1 protein-coding gene is annotated in these 1282 nt (G+C 63.3%); it reads right to left on the bottom strand.

Features of this window, described 5'->3' with window-relative positions:
• Window positions 1-1282, bottom strand: a 1282-nt coding sequence (locus ABZW16_RS43970) for a condensation domain-containing protein (protein WP_354962104.1), incomplete at both ends; no start/stop codon positions are given.

Raw genomic sequence — 1282 nt, 5'->3', positions numbered from 1 at the left:
CGGTGTGCCGATCGGAATATCGGTGGTGCCGCTCAACCGGGCCAGCGCGACCGCCAACGCGCCGTGGATCGCCATGAACAGCGACGAATTATGTTCCCGCGCATATCTTTCCAGCGCTCGAATCAAATCGGCAGGCACCGAGTAACCAACCGTGACACCCCGGTTCGACATCACCACCGGCCGTGGCCGATCGAACGGCAGGCGCAGCTCCTCGACAACGCCGTGCAGTGTTTCGGTCCAATAGCGGATCTGCTGGGCAGATAGCGATTCCGGATCATCGGGCGTGCCGAGGGTGGCTTGTTGCCACAGTGCGTAGTCGGCGTACTGGACCGGCAGCGGCGTCCACGCCGGGGTCGCACCGTGGATCCGTGCGGCATAGGCGGTCGCCACATCACGCGCCAACGGGGTCATGGAGAAGCCATCCGCGGCGATGTGGTGCACCACGACGGCAAGGACGTGTTCCGGTTCCTCACCGCCGCTGACACGGAACAATCGGGCACGCGCGGGCGCCTGAGTGCTCACATCGAAGCCTTCGGTAACGAATTCGGTTACCGCCGAGACCAACTCGCCCGGTACGACCGGTACCACCGTCAGCTCGCGGTCCACGCTCTCGACGGACTCGATCTGTTGGATCAGCATGCCGTCGTGGTCCAGGTATCGCGTTCGCAGCGACTCGTGTCTGCCGAGCACGTCGACCATGGCCGATCGCAGCGCGTCGACGTTCAATTCGCCGCGCAGCCGAATAGCGATCGGCATGTTGTACGCGCCCGATGCGGTGTCGTACTGGTTGAAGAACCACATCCGTTGTTGGGCTGGCGCCAACGGCACGAGATCGGGGCGCGGCCCGGCGACCAGCGGTGGGCGACGTCGTCCCGTCCCGGCATGCTGATCGATGCGGCTGGCGAGTTCCGCGACCGTGGACGCCTCGAACAACAGCCGTACCGGAATCTCAGCATCCAACGCGGCTCCAAGTCGCGCAGCGACGCGAGTCGCGACCAAGCTGTCGCCGCCCAAGGCGAAGAACGAATCATCGAGACCGATCGTGTCGATACCCAATACATCGATGAACGCTCGAGCGATCGTGTGTTCGGTTGGTGTGTGGGGTGCTCGGAATGGTTTGGTGTCGGTGAATACCGGCTTGGGTAGTGCTTTTCGGTCGAGTTTGCCGACTGGTGTGAGTGGGATGTGGTCGAGCACCATGATCGAGGACGGCACCATATACGACGGCAACCGGTCGGACAGGTAATCGGCCAGCAACGCGGTATCGATCGTTTGCCCCGCA

Source organism: Nocardia sp. NPDC004604 (genome assembly GCF_040609795.1).
Classification (GTDB): domain Bacteria; phylum Actinomycetota; class Actinomycetes; order Mycobacteriales; family Mycobacteriaceae; genus Nocardia.
The sequence above is the reverse complement of the archived record's forward strand: the minus strand, read 5'-3'. Positions and strand labels throughout refer to the sequence as shown.